This window comes from Acinetobacter lactucae (assembly GCF_013122135.1).
Taxonomy (GTDB): domain Bacteria; phylum Pseudomonadota; class Gammaproteobacteria; order Pseudomonadales; family Moraxellaceae; genus Acinetobacter; species Acinetobacter lactucae.
In genome coordinates, this window is sequence record NZ_CP053391.1 from 3,940,664 (window position 1) to 3,956,141 (window position 15,478).

Consider the following 15,478-nt stretch of genomic DNA (forward strand, 5'->3'; position numbering starts at 1 on the left):
TTTTTCAGCCAAATAAAATCTCAAAAATATACAAAATACTGATTTATATGGTTAATTTATTTTTGAAGAGTTTTGATCTTTATATCTATTATCTTTATAGGCTGTTTTGGTACGTTTTGATGCATGCCATAGTTTGATGTAGGCACCTGAACAATACGGTCAATCACATCCATTCCTTTAATTACTTTTCCAAAAACTGCATAACCAGGATTACCTGCAGAACGATTTAAAAAATTATTATCTACAACGTTTATGAAAAACTGACTCGTAGCTGAGTCAGGATTTGCTGTACGAGCCATTGCCAAAGTTCCTCGTGTGTTAGCAATTCCATTTCCAGCTTCATTTTTGATAGGTGCTCGCGTATTCTTTTCCTGCATATTTGCAGTAAGTCCACCGCCCTGCACCATGAAACCAGGAATTACACGATGAAATATCGTATCTTTATAAAAGCCCGACTTAATATAGTCTTTAAAATTCTTCACACTCTTTGGTGCTTTTTCATCATAAAGTTGTATTTCAACGTTGCCTAAGTTCGTTTGCATTTCAACTAAAGTGTCAGCCCATACTGAATGACTGCTTATACCCAAACAACATAACATTAATAATTTTTTCATATCTTCCCTACAACAAAATGCCAAACTTAATGAAGGATAAATTTAATCATCTATATAAAAGAATTCTAGTGAGTATTTATTATCTTTTATTTAGTGCTTTATATTTTGGATTAAAGTATTAGTCCACGTTCCACGTGAAACATGGACTAAGCTTTTATTTAACTATTTTTATCCCAGAACTTTCTGAAGTTTTTACTGATCTCGATGGTATAGCGTTTTGCCTTTTTCGAAATAGGTGTCAAATTTATAAAACCATGGGTTTGATCCGGATATTCTTCATAATGCATTTTGACGCCATTTTGTCTTAGCTTATAGCTATAAATTTTTGCTTCGTCATGCAGTACGTCATGACCAGCCGTAATCACAAAAGCTGGGGGATTCTTTTTCAAATTACCATAAGTTGGAGAAATAATTGGATCATCTAATTCTACATTATGCTGAATTGCATAATATTGAGTGACATAATTAATATCGCTGTCCGTCAAAACTAATCCTTCGTTATAAGCATAAAAAGAAGGATGTCGGCTTTTAAAATCAACTGTAGGATAAATGAGAAGCTGTGCTTGTGGAGCATAAGGTTTGTTTACTGATCGTTGAGCTACAACCGTACTGATATTTCCACCTGCACTATCCCCTGCTACAGCAATACGATTTTTTAATATTTTTAGCTGTCTACGATTTTGATAGACCCAAGCCAATGCATCTTCGCATGATTGAATTAAATGTTGAGGTGAGACTTCTGGTGCAAGAGGATAATCAATGCTGAGTACTTGTACTTTTGCGTATTTCGCCAATATGCGGCACACCTCATCATGAGTATCCAACCCACCCACGACAAAACCTCCTCCGTGATAGAAAACCAGTAGAGGCAATTTTTTATTAGGTGCCGGGTGATAGTGTCTTGCGAAGATAGTTCCGCTTTGAAGAGGTAAGCGAATATCTTCTACAGAATCAACTTCTGTTGATTTCTGACGGATAGCCAACATTTGTGTATCGAATTGCCGTCTAGACTCAATAGGATCTGAACCAATAAAACCGATACGCCCCTGTTTAATTTGTACGGCCATCATACATTTAGTGAACGAGTCGAGATCTGGGTATTGATAGGAATATCCTAGAATTTTGGCAAGTGACTCTTGGGCCAATCGAGGTAACTTATCAAGAGCTCGAGCAGCAGGCCCTTGGCCCTTATCTAGCAATGTTTGAATTTTTTGATTAAATGCTGTCATGCCTATCTCCATGAATTCCTCTTATCCTTCATATTTTCTACAGAATTCTTTGTTGTTTGACTATATTCGCATACAACTCATGTAATCAAGATACAAAGGTAAAAACCAATCTACGCTAATCTGATTTATAGCAAATGTCATTAACAAATCTGTCGTTTAAAACAGGACTTTTTTGCCAATTATTGTTAACAGACAAAAGGAGATTGTGCTATGTCAGCAAAACTAGTTGTTACTTTGTTAGCAACCGGTCTTTTAACTGTAGGCTGTGTTGCTTATACAGATGACCCTTATTATCGCGGTGGTTATGGTTACCATGATCATGATGATGATCGTTATGACCGTAATGATGGACGTCGATATAGTGATTGGGAGCGAAAACGTTGGGAAGAGCGTAAAAGAATATACGAACAACAACGTAAAGATGCTCGCGAACAGGACAGAAATCGTCGGGATTGGGAAAAAAGACATCGTGAATGGGAGAAGAAACGCATAGAAGATCGTGATCATGACCACCGAGATTATCGTCATGATGACTAATCTCATTACTATATAAAAAGCCCCAAAAAGATAAGTCTTTTGGGGCTTTTTTGAGAATTCTAAATTCTCTTAATTATAGAGTAATGAGTAGCAGCTCACTTCATACATAAATCGGCATCTTAAATATATGACTCTATAATTTTTTTAACTGCTCTTATCGCTAAGAATTACTGAGCTGTCGCAGAACCTGAAACAGAACCAGAAGCACCAGCATCAACTTGACCTGGTTGTGCTTGACCAGAAACACCAGCATCTACACCTACACCAGCTTGTACGCCAGATGGGCTAGCGCTAGTTTGAGCAGAACCTGATGCATTTAAACCAGCTTCAGATGCACAACCAACAGCTGTAAAAGCAACACCAGCAAGTACTACAGAGATAAGACCTAATTTTTTCATAATCGCTTTCCTTTCATTACGACAAACATTTAAATGCAAAGTTCATCTTCGCGCTGCCTATAATTCACAATTTTTTTTTCTGGCGTGCGTATCATTGGTTGTCTTTTGTAGTAATAGAAGTACAAATTGTGCAATTTTTTATTAAAATCTCTTCCTTAGCCTCACCTCTACCTTTTATATAGAAGCCACAACTTAAGCTTTTGTTTAATTTTATCAATTTCTAATTTTTATCTTAGCCTTTTACTCTAGTCAAAAATTTTCTCTTTATAGAAACGCTATATAAGGTGCGTAGAATGTTACAGAGACTTTTTACTTAAAAATGCCTTAGTTCATCGAAAAAAGCCGCGTATAGACCACGGCTTTTTTGAATTTTTTTAGCGTTTCACCTTAAATTATGGCCATTGCATCTCGCCTTTTACAACTTTTGCACCTAGCTCTAGGCTATCCACACTCTTTAATGTTGGATATTGTTTCTGCATGAGCTGACTTAGCTCACTCGCATTTTTACTTACTTTGACCGCTTTCTCATAGCTCTTGAGATAGTCGATAGAAAAGTTAACCGCATCTAAACCTTGTGGAGCGCCCTCAACCATATGAGCTGGAACAACTGTTTGAGGGTGCAATGCTTTAATATTTTCTAAAGTTTGAATCACTTCATTGCGGTCTTTAACTTTTGGTGTATCCGCCATCCATAAATGAATGCCTGAAGAGACAGGAATACCCCCTACTACTGCTTTAGAAGAAGGAACCCATAAATAAGTAAGTTCTTTCTTTCCTTTAATTTCGATTGTGTCATTTTCTAACTTTAAGGTTTTAGCAGTATAAGCTTGAGGCACAATAATTTGGCTAGGCGCATTTGCACCCATTTGTGGACCCCAATATTTCACTTTAAGCGCTTGAGTATCTTGGATATGTTTAACAGTTTCCGGCGTTGCGATGATTTGTACATTTGGGAAGTATTGTTTAAATACATCTAAGCCAAAGTAATAGTCCGGATCGCCATAACTTACGAAAATTGTCTTTAGTGTTTTACCACTATCCAAAATATCCGCAGCAATACGTAATGCTTCAGATTTTGAGAATTGCGCATTCACCAACAGAACTTCTTTATCGCCTTCAATTAAAGTAGAAGTCACACCGAAATGTTCGGGTTTAGCCAAGAAACTTTGAATTTTCAAATCTTGCGCAAAAGCTGAGGAAGTTACTATTAAAGCAGTAGCAGTTGCTAGGACTGAAGCAGTTAATTTAAAAAATTTCATTATGTATTCTCCAATTTCATGAGAAATACTTTAAATTGCAATTCCTGTAAGATAAATGCACTAAATTAAGATAAACTGTTGCATATATTGTAATAATGATAAAGCATATGGACACATTAAAAGCCATACAAGTCTTTGTTTCTATTGCTCAGCATGGCAATTTAACCAAAGCTGCCGAACATCTAAATTATTCCCGTGCGATGGTTTCTCGTTATCTTGAGCACCTAGAACACACATTCTCAACTCGACTATTCCAAAGAAATACCCGAAAAATATCTCTCACTCCAGCGGGTGAAAAAGCCCTGCTCTACTGCGAGAATATTTTACAACAACAGCAACTTTTACAAGAGCTAGCCGCACCTGAACAACATAATGGTACGATTCGTTTTACCTGTGGTTTATTTTTATTTCAATTAGGGGTTGGGGAATGTATTCGCCAATTTAAACAGCAACATCCGCATATTCAATTTGATGTATATCTGACTGAAAATACAATGGACTTAATTGATGCTCAGGTCGATTTAGCCTTACGTATAACGCAAAAAGTTGCAGATGGATTAATTGCGAGACCAGTTTGTCAAATCGAGTCCGTTTTCTGTGCTCATCCTGATTATTTAAAGCAACACAGTCCCCTCTCCCATCCAAGGCAACTTATTCAACATGAATGTTTAGCCCACCATAGCCAACATCAATTTTGGACACTTTTTGATACTGAACAGCAGCCTCAAAACTATCCTTTGAACGTTACCTTTAAAAGTAATGATGTAAATGCTGTTTATGACATGTGTGTACATGCTCAAGGTGTGGCGATGCTACCTACTTTATTAGTTAAAAAAGATTTAAAAGAAAAACGATTAGTTCCTTTATTTAAAAACTTTTCAGCTCCTGAGTTAAGTTTGTCGGTGGTATATGCTTCGAGACAACATTTACCCAAAATAACGCAAGAATTTATTGCTTTTATGATTGAAAACTTAGATTTTTACTTAAAACCGCAAAATTAAAAGTTTTAAATTGCCGTGTACGCTTGAATTTTTAGGCAATGCCCATACTTCATCCCTATTAATGAATTACAGCATATGCATGGCAGTTCAGGTTTTACCCAGTAAATGCTGATGCCAAAAGGACTGTACATGTTTAAAAACCCATTTAAACGGAGATCATCAATGGCTAATGAGCAAAATGAGCAAGCTCAAGACATTCAACACGAGCAAGCAGAGCAATCTAATGAGCAAACTCAGGCTGAAGGTGTAGAGCAAGCAAACGACGTTACCGTTGAATCTTTACAAGCGCAAATCACCAAATTAGAAGAAAGCCTAAAACTTGAAAAAGCACGTACTGCGAATGCAGTTTACGAAGCACAAAAAAGTGTAGAGCGTATTCAACGTGAGTCTGACAAGCATAAAGAGACTGTGCTTGAAAAATTTGCAAAAGAATTACTAGATTCTGTTGATAATTTAGAGCGTGCAATTCAAGCAGCTGGCGATGAAGAAACACCAGTACTTGAAGGTATTAAGCTAACCTTGAAGTCGCTGTTAACCACACTTGAAAAATTTGGTGTTGTAGAAGCTGATACAAAAAATGGCTTCAATGCAGATTTACATCAAGCTGTAGGTATTGACCCAAATGCTAAAGCGAATGAAATCGGTAGCGTTTTACAAAAGGGCTATACATTAAATGGTCGCTTATTACGCCCTGCTATGGTTATGGTTGGTCAATAAATAATTTTTTGAGAGTTTTTAGATTTTTTTTCGCTAAAACGCTTGAAAAAAATAGATTCACTCTCATATCGGATAACAAGCAAAAACATTGCAAAAGAATTTTTGAGGAAAACGTCACATGGCAAAAATTATTGGTATTGACTTAGGTACTACCAACTCATGCGTTGCTGTACTTGAAGGCGATAAAGTAAAAGTAATCGAAAACGCTGAAGGCGCACGTACAACTCCATCGATCATTGCTTATAAAGATGGCGAGATCTTAGTTGGTCAAAGTGCTAAGCGTCAGGCAGTAACTAACCCGAAAAATACATTATTCGCTATCAAGCGTTTAATTGGTCGTCGTTATGAAGATCAAGCGGTACAAAAAGATATCGGTCTTGTACCTTATAAAATCATCAAAGCAGACAATGGCGATGCTTGGGTTGAAGTAAACGATAAAAAATTAGCGCCTCAACAGGTTTCTGCTGAAATCTTGAAAAAGATGAAGAAAACTGCAGAAGACTATTTAGGTGAAACAGTTACTGAAGCAGTTATTACTGTTCCTGCTTACTTTAACGATGCTCAACGTCAAGCAACTAAAGATGCGGGTAAAATCGCTGGCTTAGACGTTAAACGTATCATTAACGAACCAACTGCTGCTGCACTTGCGTTCGGTATGGACAAAAAAGAAGGCGACCGTAAAGTTGCAGTTTACGACTTAGGTGGTGGTACTTTTGACGTATCAATCATTGAAATCGCAGACCTTGATGGCGACCAACAAATCGAAGTGTTATCAACAAATGGTGATACTTTCCTTGGTGGTGAAGACTTTGATAACGCATTAATTGAATTCTTAGTTGAAGAATTTAAGAAAGAACAAAGTGTGAACTTGAAAAATGATCCACTTGCGTTACAACGTTTAAAAGAAGCTGCTGAAAAAGCAAAAATCGAGCTTTCTTCATCTAACGCAACTGAAATCAACCTTCCATACATCACTGCTGATGCAACTGGTCCTAAACACTTAGTGATCAATGTAACACGTGCGAAACTTGAAGGTTTAGTTGCTGATTTGGTTGCTCGTACAATTGAACCTTGTAAAATCGCTCTTAAAGATGCTGGTCTTTCGACTTCTGACATCTCTGACGTAATCTTGGTTGGTGGTCAGTCTCGTATGCCACTTGTACAACAAAAAGTACAAGAATTCTTTGGCAAAGAGCCACGTAAAGACGTGAACCCTGACGAAGCAGTTGCAATCGGTGCTGCGATTCAAGGTGCTGTATTGTCTGGTGACAAAACTGACGTTCTTTTATTAGACGTAACACCATTAACTTTAGGTATTGAAACAATGGGTGGTGTATTAACACCAATCATTGAGAAAAACACGACGATTCCTGCGAAGAAATCACAAGTGTTCTCTACTGCTGCTGACAACCAGCCTGCCGTAGACATTTCAGTTTACCAAGGTGAACGTAAGATGGCTCAACAAAACAAATTGTTGGGTAACTTCCAATTAGGCGATATTCCACCTGCTCCACGTGGTGTGCCACAAATTGAAGTATCTTTCGACATCAATGCTGATGGTATCTTGAAAGTATCTGCTAAAGATAAGAGCACTGGTAAAGAGCAATCGATCCAGATTAAAGCGAACTCAGGTTTGTCTGATGCTGAAATTGAAGCAATGATTAAAGATGCTGAAGCAAATGCTGAAGAAGATCGTAAGTTTGAAGAACTTGCAAAAGCTCGTAACGAAGCTGATGCATTAATTTCAAGCTCGAACAAAGCTGTTAAAGATCTTGGTGACAAAGTTACTGAAGATGAAAAAACAGCTGTAAGCACTGCCGTTTCTGAACTTGAAGCAGCAACAAAAGAAAATGATGTAGAAGATATCAAAGCGAAAACTGAAGCTTTACAAAACATCTTGATGCCTATCACTCAACGTGCTTATGAACAAGCGCAACAAGCTGGTGGTGCTGAAGGCTTTGATCCAAATGCATTCCAAGGTGGTGATGCGGGTCAACAAAAAGCAGATGATGGCGTTGTAGATGCTGAATTCACAGAAGTAAAAGATGACAAAAAATAATTTGTCGCTTTAAAAAAGACCGCGCGAAAGCGCGGTTTTTTATTAGTTACAAAAAATAACAATACATTTTTCAGTATATTTTTAAATTATTTAATGTCAAAAAGATCAAACATAAAAATTAAGTCTTTAATTTTGATTAATATTTTTTTTATTAAAAACCACTGTTATTCATTACATTAATTATTCGATTATTGCCAAATTTAAAAACTTCTTTTTAAATTTTTTTAATCAGATCACAATGCTGATCCACTCTCCTGTACTTTTTATCATTTTGACGAATTAAATTAACTAACTAACAATAAGATTTATTTATATTTTTTATTTTGCCATGAAAAAATTTCTATGGTGGGTATTGAGCTTATGCTTATGCATGGGCTTACAAACAATGCTGTTTGCTCAAAGCAATCTGCCAATTAATTCATCTCATCAACCTTTAAAATATCGAATTGCCTTTATTGACCCGCGGTTTCAAATCACCGAAGAACAATTAGTTGAGGTAAGCCAACAAGCGGCTGAAATCTGGCAAAAAGAAACTGGGAAGACCTATTTTATCTATGATCCAGAAGCTCAGTTGGCAATTAACTTAATTTATGATGATCATCAACTGATGAAAAGCGAGCAACAGGAAAATTTGAATGCACTTTTGCAAAAGCAGGAAGTATGGCGCATTAAAAATGAAGAAATTGTTTCAAATAAACAAGAGGTTGCTCAACTATTAACTGATTTGAACAAGAAAAAGGCCAATCTAAAAGCGGAGTTTGAACAATATCAACAAGAGGTAAGGCGCTTTAATCAAGGAGAACAGCAGTACTCTAGTGCCAATAATTTAAAAGAATGGCAAAAACAACTAGAACAAAAATCGGAAGATTTACGAATTGAATCCAATAGTCTAAATTTTAAAATTCAAGCACTTAACTTAAAGATTAAAGAGCTAAATCGAGAGCAAAGTGATTTAAGTGCCTTAAAAACACAATTCAAGTTAGAGCAAAAAACTAGTATTCAACCCTTCCATAAAGGATTATTCATTCAAAACCAAATCCAGATTTACGGCTATGCTTCTTTAAATGATTTACGCTTGACCCTTGCTCATGAACTTGGCCATGCTTTAGGTCTCAAACATACGACTAATCCTAAATCTTTAATGTATCCCTATTTAAAAGAGCAAGATATTCATAACTTTAAATTAACAGATTCAGATTTAGATTTATTAGGCTCAATTTATAGACCAAATTAAGGAAAAATCGTTAAAGTTAAATGATTAAAAAAACTAAACAAAACTAAACAAATTAAATTTTTTCTAAAAAATAATTTGGCATTTGGTAAAAAATAATGAGACTAAAGTCTCATTTATTTTCCTGATTTGTACGTTTTTTGATTGATTTTTCATTTTATATTCTTATAATACGTTTTTTTTAAAATCTCCCCCCTTCGATTATGCGTTTAACATCTTTGTTATTAGGCGTAGCCTTTGCTTTTTCTAATTTTCAGGCTAATGCTAATCTTGCAACTCCAGCTCATACTCAAATCCAGCAAAAAACAGGTCAACATTTGACTTATAAAATTGCTGATATTGATCCACGTTTTGGTTTAAGCCAAGACCAATTAATTCAAATTAGTCAACAAGCTGCGGACATTTGGAAGCAAGGCACGGGACAGGATTATTTTACTTATGATCCAAATGCAAAGTTAGAAATTCGTTTAGTTTACGATAATAGTCAAAGCCGTTCTGAACAGCGTCAAAAAATCGCAGCTCAGTTCCAACAAGAACAGCAACGTGTAATTGATGAGCAGCAACAAATTAAGCAATTGAAGCAAACTTTAAGTCAAACTCAGTCTAACCTTGAAAATAAAAAGCAGATTTTGAATGAAAAATTGAAAAATTTTGACCAGCAAATGATGCAATTTAACCAAGGTAAATTAGCACCTGAATATAGTGCTAAATCTCTGGCTAAAACTCAGAAAGATTTGCAAAAACAAACTGTTGCTTTAAAGAAAGAAATTGCTGCTTATAATCAGCAAGCTAAAGATTTAAATGTAAAAGTTACTCATTTTAATCAGATTAATAATGAGTTTAATAATTCATTGAACCAATTTAAGCAAAATGCTCAAGCGGATGTCTTTAAAAAAGGTATCTACAACGGCAAACAAATTGTGATTTATGAGTTTAAATCTATTGATGATTTACGCTTAACGATTGCTCATGAGTTAGGACATGCGCTTGGCTTAAAACATAGTGATCAACCAAATGCATTGATGCACTCAGTTCGTAAAGATGGTGACAAAAAAATCACTGGCCTTACAGATGCTGATCGTGATCTATTAAGTGCTTTACCTCAATAATTAAAGACTTGATATAAAATGATGTATCTATTTCTATATAGATACATCGAAATTGATATCAAAGTCATGTTATTGTGGTCATAAGAGCTAACGAAAATAGAATGGAGATCAAGATGAGTTATTATCATATCCTGATTGAAGTAAATGATCATATCAGCACAATTGAACAGACACGAGATATTGAACTGTTTGATATTATTGAAATTAAACCATACCTCCATTCTATCCTAATTCCCTTTTTCAATGAGCATGAAATCGAGCTTGAGGATGAAAATATCGAATATAAAGATATTCTCCATCTTGAAGTAAAACAAACACTGTTACCGATTGAACATTTAATTGAAGAAGAACAAAAGCAGTTACCAAGTGATACTGATGTCACCATTACTGCATATGAAATCTTTAATGATCGTGACTTAAGCCAAGATGTTACTTCAGTTATTTTTGATATTTTGGAAGCGGTTAAATTAGAGTAGTAAGCTTACATAATTACCTATAAAAAAGGTCTGCATGAGCAGACCTTTTTTATTATTTTCAGTTTATTGCATCATTTTTTGAGCTTGTTCTTGACGGAATGCGCGTAAGATTTGTTGCCCTGCCCGTCCCGTTGGATTTAAACCTAAACGGGTTTGCTCCTGACGAATAGCTACACGGGTTTTATCGCCAATAAGGCCATCAACTGCACCAATATCATAGCCACGATTAATCAAAAACTGTTGGATTTCACGACGCTCGGCACGTGAAGTTCCCGGATCATCAGTTGGCCAAGATGAAACAAATGGACCAGCACCTTTTAAACGATCAGATAAATGGGCAATCGCAAGTCCATAACTTTCCGCAGCGTTATAGCTGTAAATAGCATCAAAATTCTTAAATACTAAAAATACTGGACCATTTACGCCTGCAGGTGCCATTAAACCCGCTGAAGTACTGCTAGATAAAGCCCCTTGAATAAGTGGAGAACCATCAATTCGAGTTACCCCTCGTGCACTCCAGCTACTTAAAGCTTTCTTTGAACGTCGCCCTTCTCCATCAATTGACATACCTTGGGGTATTTTAACTTCAAAACCCCACGGCATTCCTGTTTGCCAACCTGCTTTATTTAAGAAATTAGCCGTTGAAGCCAGCGCATCAGCTGTACTCGACACTAAATCTCGACGGCCATCGCCATCAAAATCAACAGCTAAACGTTCATAAGTAGATGGCATAAATTGAGTATGACCAAATGCCCCAGCCCATGAACCTTTTAATTGATCTTGGGTTAAATCACCACGTTGTAAAATACGCATAGTGGCAAAAAACTCAGTGCGGAAATAACTTTGTCGACGACCTTCGCAACTTAAAGTTCCGAGTGCTTGTAATAAAGGATATTTTCCAGAAATATCACCAAAATTACTTTCGACACCCCACACTGCTACAATTGTTTCCGGCGGCACACCGTAGGTTTGAGAAGCACGGTTTAAAACATCTCGATGTTGCGCCAGTTTTTGTTTACCAAGCTCAACGCGCTCTTCATCAACTAGACCAGAAAGATAATCCCAAATTGGTGTCGAAAATTCTGGTTGGTAATTTAATTTATCAATAACTGAATAATCTGGGGTCAAGTTTTGAGTATAACGATCATAAGTCGTACCAGCCACACCAGCAGCAATTGCTTGAGAACGTAAATTTGCCAAACAGCTTTGGAAATTATTATTAGGCGTATAATCTTCGCTCGTCACTACTGGAACAGTAGCACTGCTAGATATTGTAGAACCATTAATTACGAGCTCTGCTTGAGCCTGAGTCATCGCTAAAAATACAGAGCCAACAATACAAGAAAAACGTCGCATATTATCCTAGTTCGATTTTTAAATTTAAATTTGTAAATACCATACCATTATGAGTCCAAAATTTCAGAGAGAAAACGTAAATTTGAATTCATAATCTCTACTTTAAATTCATTTCCTATGTTTTAAATTCAAATTTCTACTTTATTTTTGAATTTAAAATTCTCTCGATCCAAATTATTAGTTTTGAATTCAAAACCAATCCTCAAGTTTAAATTCAAAAGTACTTCTTTAAATTTAAACTACAAACTTCTTTTATTGTGGATAACTTTATCCACAACAGAGCAAAAACCCTTTCTATTGCTTAATGCTATTCTATATCGCCTTATTATTTATTACAGGTTGGAACCATTTACCACAGGAATCCGTACTTTTTAAATTTAAAGATCAGCCAAAATTTTTAAATTCAAAAGTCCACACCAATAGACTTCTATTTTTGAATTTAAAAAAATACACCCAACTTTCTCATTTAAATTTAAAAATAATTTTGTGGATAACTAATTTTAAATTCAAAAACAACCAAGGCGGCCTTTTGTGGTTTTAAATTCAAATTAAAGTAGCTTTTTTAAATTCAAAAGCTCCAATTAAAGTTATCCACAACCCTAAAATATGTATGCTCTATTATTTTTTAAATTTAAAAGATAAAAAAAGCGATCCGAAGATCGCTTTTTAGAGAATTAAAAATACTTTTAGAGGGTCATATCTGCTGTTAAAGCGAGTGGTTCTGGCAAAATTTCTGCCAATTGACGGCATAAATTCGTCAATTCATTACTATCCACAGGCATTAAAGTGATATGACCTAATTTGCGGCCAGCACGTTCTGACTTGTTATAAAGATGCAGATGAGCACCATTTAAGGCAAGTACATCTTCAGTTTTAGGATGCTGACCAATAATATTGATCATAACCGTTGGGCGAACAACTTCTGTTGAGCCTAATGGTAAACCTGCAACAGCTCGAATATGGTTTTCAAACTGAGAACAGACGGCGCCTTCAATTGACCAGTGGCCGGAGTTATGCACACGTGGTGCCATCTCATTTGCACACAAACCTTGTTCTGTTACAAATAGCTCGAGAGTCAGCACACCAACATAGTTAAGGTGATTCAACAAACGTGTAATGTAGTCTTGAGCAACGGGTTGCAAAGCTTCACTATTCGGTGCAGGAACAATTGAATGCGATAAAATACCATTATGATGATGGTTTTCAGCCAATGGCCAAGTTTTTACTTCACCATTTTGGCCACGCACCGCAATAATTGAAACTTCGCGAGAGAATTTAACAAAGCTTTCGGCAACTAGACTTTTTGCAGGACCAAGTTCAGCCCAAGCTGTATCAATCTGGTCTTCTGAACGAAGTACAAACTGGCCTTTGCCATCATATCCGCCAGTTGCAGTTTTAAGTACAATCGGCAAACCAAGCTCAGCAACAGCGTTTTTCAAGCTTTCTAAGCTATCTACAGCACGATACGGCGCAACTGGAATAGCAAGCTCATCAAATAATGCTTTTTCTGACAAACGGTTTTGCGCAGTTGCTAAAGCAACACGGGGAGGGTGCAATACTTTAGTTTGTGTCAAAACATCAACGTCTTCAACTGGCGTATTTTCAAACTCAAGACTAAAAACATCAGCACTTTCAATAAATTGCTTTAAACCTTGCTCATCTTGGCTAGAAAAGACTTGGCCTAAAAAACCTGCTGGACAATGTGTATTTGCTTCAAAAAAAGTACATTGAATATTTAATGGTAACGCTGCTTGAGCCATCATACGGCCCAGTTGCCCACCCCCAAAAATACCGATAGTTTTATCCATCTCAGCCTCTTACACCTGACCCGGAATATTTTTGCTTGCAACTTTATCAGTTTGCGCAGCACGGAAATCAGCAACATTTTTTGCGATTTCAGGACGAGTTAAACCTAAGATTTGTGCAGCCATAATTGCTGCATTCGTCGCACCAGCTGGACCAATCGCTAAAGTACCAACTGCAATACCTGCTGGCATTTGTACAATTGAAAGCAAAGAGTCTACGCCATTTAAAATTGATGATTTAACTGGCACACCTAAAACAGGTAAATCAGTTTTTGCGGCACACATTCCAGGTAAATGCGCTGCACCGCCTGCACCAGCAATAATTACTTGAATACCGCGATCACGTGCAGTTTCTGCATATTCAAATAAACGATCTGGAGTACGATGAGCAGATACCACTTCCGCTTCAAATGGGACACCAAGCTGTTTAAGCATATTGGCTGTGTTTTCGAGAGTTGCCCAATCAGATTGAGAACCCATAATAATTCCAACGAGAGGTTGAGCGTCTTGTGCTGCGGCCGCATTCATTGCTAATGTTCCAGAGACAAAAGTAAAAGAAGATAAATCTCGACGAGAGCCAAGTTTTAAATGGTTCGGAAGCCCATTATTATAGACTGATTTTTCATCTCACGAAAATTTAACTGACTAGCTCTGCGAATATTTTTAATATCATCAAAAAATGTCATGCTTTAACAGTGACACATTCTCAATTTTTATTAATATAACGCGCTTAATCAAATCAATAAGAGCTTAATAATGAAAAAATTTCTTGGAGTCCTAACACTCACACTTTGCACAACAACGGGTTACGCGGCTTTAGTAAATTTAAACATCGATGAATTTCAAAAAACCATTAAAACTTTAAATAAAGAAAAGGGTTATAACGGAGAAATCAAAAGTGGAGCATTAACTGGCAAAGTCCAAGAGAAATTTATTGTTACTGGAACATCTGCTACTGATGAGAGAGAACCAGTTCTGATGACTGGTTATTATCTTGGTGCAACTGAGGTAGGAAATTTATATTCAATTACTGAATATCGCATTTACTGTGACGATCAGACCTATGGTTTTGCCATGTCTAATTTTGAGCCCGATGGCGCCTTAAGTTTAACTACAACAGACAGTAATTATGCTTTTGACTATGAAGACCCAACGCCAAGAGATCAGCAATTTTCTAAAATTCTAAAAAAAGCATGTAAGTATTCAGCTAAATAAATAGTTATGTCTACTAACTATGGCTTGTTATTAAATAGAATAAATCATTTAATTCACAAGCCATAGGAGCTTACTGGCTTCTAAATACGAAATAAACACAACCAAATAGGCATAACATTGCCCACAAATAATCGAGTTTAAATGGTTGTTTAAATAAGAAAATCATAAAAGGTACAAACACGACCAGTGTAACCACTTCCTGAGTGATTTTCATTTCACCGAGTAACCAGCCTTGCGCGCTTAGCATACGAGTGGCTGGAATCATAAAACTGTATTCAAGTAAGGCAATAATCCAACCGAATAGAATCGCTTGCCAAAGTGGAGCGTGGTGCAAAAATTTAAGATGCCCATACCATGCGAGCGTCATAAAGCAGTTAGAAATAATTAATAGCGTAAAAGCTAAAACCGTTGGGCTCAAAGGCACATCCTTCATCATCACGATGATTTAAGTATTTTAACGATACAAAATATT

The 15,478-nt window shown here is 36.3% G+C and carries 15 protein-coding genes and 1 pseudogene; 8 read left to right on the forward strand and 8 right to left on the reverse strand.

Annotated elements, in window-relative coordinates; translation table 11 throughout:
* Positions 1–56: 56 nt before the first annotated feature.
* Positions 57–614, reverse strand: a complete 558-nt coding sequence (locus HLV59_RS18405) for a peptidylprolyl isomerase (RefSeq protein ID WP_171430547.1) — start codon at positions 612–614, stop codon at positions 57–59.
* A 158-nt stretch (positions 615–772) separates the two neighbouring features.
* On the reverse strand, positions 773–1,843 hold the full coding sequence (locus tag HLV59_RS18410) for an alpha/beta hydrolase (protein ID WP_216606746.1): 1,071 nt from the start codon (positions 1,841–1,843) through the stop codon (positions 773–775).
* A 210-nt stretch (positions 1,844–2,053) separates the two neighbouring features.
* On the opposite strand from HLV59_RS18410, the gene HLV59_RS18415 reads away from it, so the two are divergent.
* Positions 2,054–2,380, forward strand: a complete 327-nt coding sequence (locus tag HLV59_RS18415; RefSeq protein WP_171430549.1) for a hypothetical protein — start codon at positions 2,054–2,056, stop codon at positions 2,378–2,380.
* 167 nt (positions 2,381–2,547) lie between these two features.
* On the opposite strand, the gene HLV59_RS18420 is transcribed toward HLV59_RS18415, so the two are convergent.
* Both HLV59_RS18420 and HLV59_RS18425 read right to left on the reverse strand, forming a co-directional pair.
* Positions 2,548–2,778, reverse strand: a complete 231-nt coding sequence (locus HLV59_RS18420; RefSeq protein WP_000733015.1) for a hypothetical protein — start codon at positions 2,776–2,778, stop codon at positions 2,548–2,550.
* 392 nt (positions 2,779–3,170) lie between these two features.
* Entirely contained in the window at positions 3,171–4,037 is an 867-nt protein-coding gene (locus HLV59_RS18425; protein ID WP_061875025.1) for an MBL fold metallo-hydrolase, read from the reverse strand.
* Positions 4,038–4,144: 107 nt separating this feature from the next.
* Here HLV59_RS18425 and HLV59_RS18430 point away from each other — a divergent pair, with 107 nt between their 5' ends.
* The 6 genes and pseudogenes from HLV59_RS18430 (at position 4,145) to HLV59_RS18455 (ending at position 10,630) form a co-directional block, all read left to right on the forward strand.
* Complete coding sequence (locus HLV59_RS18430; RefSeq protein ID WP_016143930.1) at positions 4,145–5,038, forward strand: LysR family transcriptional regulator; 894 nt, start codon at positions 4,145–4,147, stop codon at positions 5,036–5,038.
* Positions 5,039–5,200: 162 nt separating this feature from the next.
* Complete coding sequence (grpE, locus tag HLV59_RS18435; RefSeq protein WP_002115470.1) at positions 5,201–5,755, forward strand: nucleotide exchange factor GrpE; 555 nt, start codon at positions 5,201–5,203, stop codon at positions 5,753–5,755.
* 118 nt (positions 5,756–5,873) lie between these two features.
* A complete protein-coding gene (dnaK, locus tag HLV59_RS18440; protein ID WP_002115449.1) occupies positions 5,874–7,814 on the forward strand; it encodes a molecular chaperone DnaK in 1,941 nt (646 codons plus the stop codon).
* A gap of 328 nt (positions 7,815–8,142) precedes the next feature.
* The gene (locus HLV59_RS18445) at positions 8,143–9,048 is read left to right on the forward strand and encodes a matrixin family metalloprotease (protein ID WP_171430550.1); all 906 of its coding nucleotides are present in this window, start codon (positions 8,143–8,145) and stop codon (positions 9,046–9,048) included.
* 137 nt (positions 9,049–9,185) lie between these two features.
* A pseudogene (locus tag HLV59_RS18450) lies at positions 9,186–10,154 on the forward strand (M57 family metalloprotease).
* Positions 10,155–10,255: 101 nt separating this feature from the next.
* Complete coding sequence (locus HLV59_RS18455; protein WP_014207668.1) at positions 10,256–10,630, forward strand: hypothetical protein; 375 nt, start codon at positions 10,256–10,258, stop codon at positions 10,628–10,630.
* Positions 10,631–10,693: 63 nt separating this feature from the next.
* Here the strand turns inward: HLV59_RS18455 and HLV59_RS18460 are convergent, their stop codons facing one another.
* The 3 genes from HLV59_RS18460 to purE form a co-directional block, all read right to left on the reverse strand.
* A complete protein-coding gene (locus tag HLV59_RS18460) occupies positions 10,694–11,986 on the reverse strand; it encodes a lytic murein transglycosylase (RefSeq protein ID WP_216606747.1) in 1,293 nt (430 codons plus the stop codon).
* A gap of 686 nt (positions 11,987–12,672) precedes the next feature.
* Positions 12,673–13,794, reverse strand: a complete 1,122-nt coding sequence (locus HLV59_RS18465; RefSeq protein ID WP_171430551.1) for a 5-(carboxyamino)imidazole ribonucleotide synthase — start codon at positions 13,792–13,794, stop codon at positions 12,673–12,675.
* A 9-nt stretch (positions 13,795–13,803) separates the two neighbouring features.
* Entirely contained in the window at positions 13,804–14,319 is a 516-nt protein-coding gene (gene purE / locus HLV59_RS18470) for a 5-(carboxyamino)imidazole ribonucleotide mutase (RefSeq protein ID WP_002115451.1), read from the reverse strand.
* Between the two features lie 228 nt (positions 14,320–14,547).
* Between purE and HLV59_RS18475 the strand changes: the two genes are divergently transcribed.
* Entirely contained in the window at positions 14,548–15,006 is a 459-nt protein-coding gene (locus HLV59_RS18475; protein ID WP_057070388.1) for a hypothetical protein, read from the forward strand.
* A 70-nt stretch (positions 15,007–15,076) separates the two neighbouring features.
* Here HLV59_RS18475 and HLV59_RS18480 read toward each other — a convergent pair whose 3' ends face one another.
* Complete coding sequence (locus HLV59_RS18480; RefSeq protein WP_075384089.1) at positions 15,077–15,439, reverse strand: DMT family protein; 363 nt, start codon at positions 15,437–15,439, stop codon at positions 15,077–15,079.
* Positions 15,440–15,478: the final 39 nt, after the last annotated feature.